Source organism: Catenibacterium sp. UBA627 (assembly GCF_002299355.1).
Taxonomy (GTDB): Bacteria; Bacillota_I; Bacilli_A; order Erysipelotrichales; family Coprobacillaceae; genus Catenibacterium; species Catenibacterium mitsuoka.
In genome coordinates this window covers 2,816-6,544 of sequence record NZ_DBPF01000078.1, presented here as the reverse complement: position 1 = coordinate 6,544, position 3,729 = coordinate 2,816, and the positions used below count along the sequence as shown (strand labels likewise).

Below are 3,729 nucleotides of genomic sequence, written 5' to 3'. Positions count from 1 at the left end.
AGCTGCCAGGTCCTTTTTTTTATTTAAAAATAGCCTATAAAATGCTATTTTTTATTTTGTAGAAACAAACTTAAATGACTATCATTCAATATTCATTCATGCTATAATGAACCCGATTATAGAAAAGAAGGAAAGGTGAATTGTATGATTGGTTTTTACAACTATACAGTCATTCTAACATATTGTAGTTTAATCAGTGCGATTGTTGGAACTCACTTCGCATTTGAACACAATTATGTTTTGGCATTATTCTGTCTTATGCTTTGTGGTTTTTTTGATTCTTTCGATGGTATCGTTGCACGTTCAAAAAAGGACAGAACAGAAGAAGAAAAGAAGTTTGGTATTCAGATTGATTCTCTTGTAGATTTAATCAGTTTTGGTGTTTATCCTGCAATCATTGCCTATTCAATGGGATTCAAAAGTTTCCCTTGTTTAATCATCTTTATTATATATATTCTTGGTGCTGTCATTCGTCTAGGATATTTTAATGTAATGGAGGATATGAGACAGCAGCAGACTACTGAAAAAAGAAAATATTATCAGGGATTACCTGTTACATCTTCATGTCTAATTTTTCCAATGATTTACTGTTTAACAGTATGTCTTTCAGTGCCTCAGGTTCAGTTTGTTTATTTAATTGGACTACTAGTTGTAGGTATTCTATTTGTAGCTAACATTAAAGTAATCAAGCCTGACTTTAAGGGTGTCCTAGGTCTTATTGGCTTTGGTATTATCCTTTTAATCTTGTTATTAAAGGTGTTATATTAATCTAGTATGGCAATATTCAAACGTAATGGTGAAAAATTAGATTATGATCAGTCTCAGGATTTATTCTTAGAGAAATTATACGGATCACTTGCAGGAAGATGCTTACTGAAAGTACTCACTCAACCTGTTATTACTGAACTTGGTGGGGCTTTTATGAATTCTTCTTTATCTAAAGGACAAATCAAGTCTTTTGTAGAGAAGAATAATATCGATTTGAATTTATATGAATCACAGGACTATCATTCTTACAATGATTTCTTTACACGTACTATTAAAGAGGGTGTAAGACATATTGATGAGGATGAAAGTGCATTGATTGCGCCTTGTGATAGTAAGTTGACTGTTTATCCTATTGCAGATTCATTACAGCTTAAAATCAAGAATTCATTTTATACAATTGAAGACTTATTAATGAGTCCTACACTCGCTGATGAATATAGAGGCGGTCTATGTCTTGTATTTAGACTTACAGTAGATGATTATCATCACTATCATTTTATAGATGATGGGACTGCAGAAAAGGATCACTTTATTAAAGGTATATTTCATACAGTTAATCCGATTGCTAGCGATTATTATCCTATCTATAAAACAAATAGCCGTTCTTATACAGTTCTACATACAAAACATTTCGGTGATGTAGTCCAGATGGAAGTAGGGGCTATGATGGTAGGTAAGATTACAAATCTTCATAAACAGTCATTTAAACGTGGTGAAGAAAAAGGCTACTTTGAATTTGGCGGCAGTACGGTTGTCTTATTCATTAAGAAGGATGTAGTAGAGATTGATGAAGATATTCTCAATCACTCAAAAAATGAAGATGAAGTACGTGTTCTCATGGGAGAACGTATCGGTACACTAAAATAGTGAGAAGGTGAATACCTTCTCATTCTTTTTGTTTTGTTTAAAGAGTTTTATGATATAATTAAGAATGCGAATAAGGAGGTTATGTGATGGGCAAAGTAATCGCAATTACAAACCAAAAAGGTGGCGTAGGAAAAACTACCACTAGTATTAATTTATGTGCAGCACTTGCACTTATGAAGAAGAAAGTATTACTTGTAGATATGGACGCTCAGTCTAATGCGACGCAGGGTATTGGAATCGATCGTTCTAGTTTAGAAAAAACAACTTATGATGTACTTATTGATGAAGTACCTATTGAGTCAATTATCAAACATAGTGAAATCCCACATCTAGATGTGGCACCTGCAAGCATTGACTTAGCGGGTGTAGAAGTACAATTATCAGCTGTACCAAAGGGAAGGGAAAAACGTTTAAGAAAGGCTATGGATAGTGTCAGAAATCAATATGATTATATTATCATTGATTGTCCACCTGCCTTAGGTTTATTAAACACAAATGCCCTCACAGCTGCGGATAGTGTTTTAATTCCTGTACAGTGTGAATATTATGCACTAGAAGGTTTAACACAGCTATTAAATACTATTTTATTAACACAGTCAGTATTTAATCGTAATCTGACAATTGAAGGTGTGTTATTAACTATGCTTGATTCACGTACTAATTTAGGTGTAGAAGTAACACAGGAAGTACGTAAATACTTTAAAGACAAAGTTTATAAAACAGTGATACCTAGAAATGTAAAGTTATCAGAAGCACCTTCTGCAGGTCTTTCAATCTTTGATTATGATTCACGTAGCGAAGGCGCTAAGTCTTACGCAAGACTTGCGAAAGAGGTGGTGAGCAGAAATGGCAGGTAAGAAAAAACGCTTAAGTAAAGGATTAGATGCAATCTTTGATACAACATCTACTGGTGGAGATCTTCAATCAATGATTTCTGCGATTGAAAGTAATTCTAATGAATTCACTCAAGAAAAAGTTTCTATTGATTTAATCAGACCTAATCCTTATCAGCCTAGAAAGCACTTTGATCAGGATAAACTGAATGAATTAGCACAGTCTATTAAGGAACATGGTATCTTACAGCCAATTCTATTAAAGAAATCTATTCACGGTTATGATATCGTAGCTGGTGAAAGAAGATTTAGAGGAGCGAATATTGCTGGATTAACTGAAGTACCTGCAATCATTGTAGACTTCACTGATGATCAGATGATGGAAATTGCGCTTCTCGAAAACATTCAGAGAGAAGATCTTAATGCGATTGAAGAAGCACAAGCTTATAAAGCCATGATGGATAAGATGCATCTGACTCAAGAAGAATTAGCTGGTCGTATTGGTAAATCAAGAACTCATGTGACTAATACTTTAAGACTTCTTAATATCAATGAGAAGCTCCAGCAGTATATTCTAGAAGGTATTCTTTCTATGGGACATGTTAGACCGTTAGTTGGTTTAGATGATGAAACAGCTCTTAAAATCGCCAATCGTGCCATTAAAGAGAAACTTTCTGTACGTCAAGTAGAAGATATAGTCAGAGGCTATAAACTTGCTCAGAAACGTAAAAATGCGCCTAAAAAAGAAAAGAATACAACTTATACATATGCTGAAGATTTACTAAGAAAGAAGTTCCGCACAAAAGTAAAGGTTGAAGAAAAAACAATTACCCTTAAATATTCTGATACAGAAGACCTAAATCGTATTCTAGAAATCATGGGTGTAATAGAAGATATCTAAAGAACAGGAAACTGTTCTTTTTTCAATTCTAGGAAATCTCAATGTTTAATTTAGATTCGATGTATAATAAACATGAAAGAAGAGGACACATAATATGAAACAATTTCCAGAAGGATTTTTATGGGGCGGAGCTGTTGCTGCCAATCAGTATGAAGGTGGATGGAAGGAAGGCGGTAAAGGGATTACTGTCTCAGACTGTGCTAGAAGCCATTTAGATGTAGATGTACAGGACTATAAGAAACAAAATGAAGTCACTACAGCTGATATCGAAGAAGCATTAAACACACAGGATGAAGTATACTATCCAAAAAGACATGGTGCAGATGGATATCACCATTACAAAGAAGATATTAAGTTATT

At 33.9% G+C, this 3,729-nt stretch carries 5 protein-coding genes; all 5 read left to right on the top strand.

The genetic code is table 11. The annotated features are described in order from the left end of the window. Positions 1–144: 144 nt before the first annotated feature. Positions 145–768, top strand: a complete 624-nt coding sequence (locus B2S90_RS05100) for a CDP-alcohol phosphatidyltransferase family protein (RefSeq protein ID WP_055234266.1) — start codon at positions 145–147, stop codon at positions 766–768. A 6-nt stretch (positions 769–774) separates the two neighbouring features. Next, positions 775–1,635 (top strand): phosphatidylserine decarboxylase, encoded by an 861-nt coding sequence (locus tag B2S90_RS05095; RefSeq protein ID WP_055234265.1) that lies wholly within the window; start codon positions 775–777, stop codon positions 1,633–1,635. Between the two features lie 86 nt (positions 1,636–1,721). After that, entirely contained in the window at positions 1,722–2,492 is a 771-nt protein-coding gene (locus tag B2S90_RS05090) for a ParA family protein (protein ID WP_006505619.1), read from the top strand. Beyond that, positions 2,482–3,369 (top strand): ParB/RepB/Spo0J family partition protein, encoded by an 888-nt coding sequence (locus B2S90_RS05085; protein WP_278780008.1) that lies wholly within the window; start codon positions 2,482–2,484, stop codon positions 3,367–3,369. The genes B2S90_RS05090 and B2S90_RS05085 overlap by 11 nt, the downstream gene beginning before the upstream one ends. 94 nt (positions 3,370–3,463) lie before the next feature. Then, positions 3,464–3,729 (top strand): family 1 glycosylhydrolase (locus B2S90_RS05080; RefSeq protein ID WP_414630683.1); only part of this gene is annotated, 266 nt, incomplete at its 3' end.

Excerpts from the sequence above, each read along its gene's own strand:
- B2S90_RS05100 (WP_055234266.1), top strand. The coding sequence starts at position 145 with ATGATTGGTTTTTACAACTATACAGTCATTCTAACATATTGTAGTTTA.
- B2S90_RS05095 (WP_055234265.1), top strand. The coding sequence starts at position 775 with ATGGCAATATTCAAACGTAATGGTGAAAAATTAGATTATGATCAGTCT.
- B2S90_RS05090 (WP_006505619.1), top strand. The coding sequence starts at position 1,722 with ATGGGCAAAGTAATCGCAATTACAAACCAAAAAGGTGGCGTAGGAAAA.
- B2S90_RS05085 (WP_278780008.1), top strand. The coding sequence starts at position 2,482 with ATGGCAGGTAAGAAAAAACGCTTAAGTAAAGGATTAGATGCAATCTTT.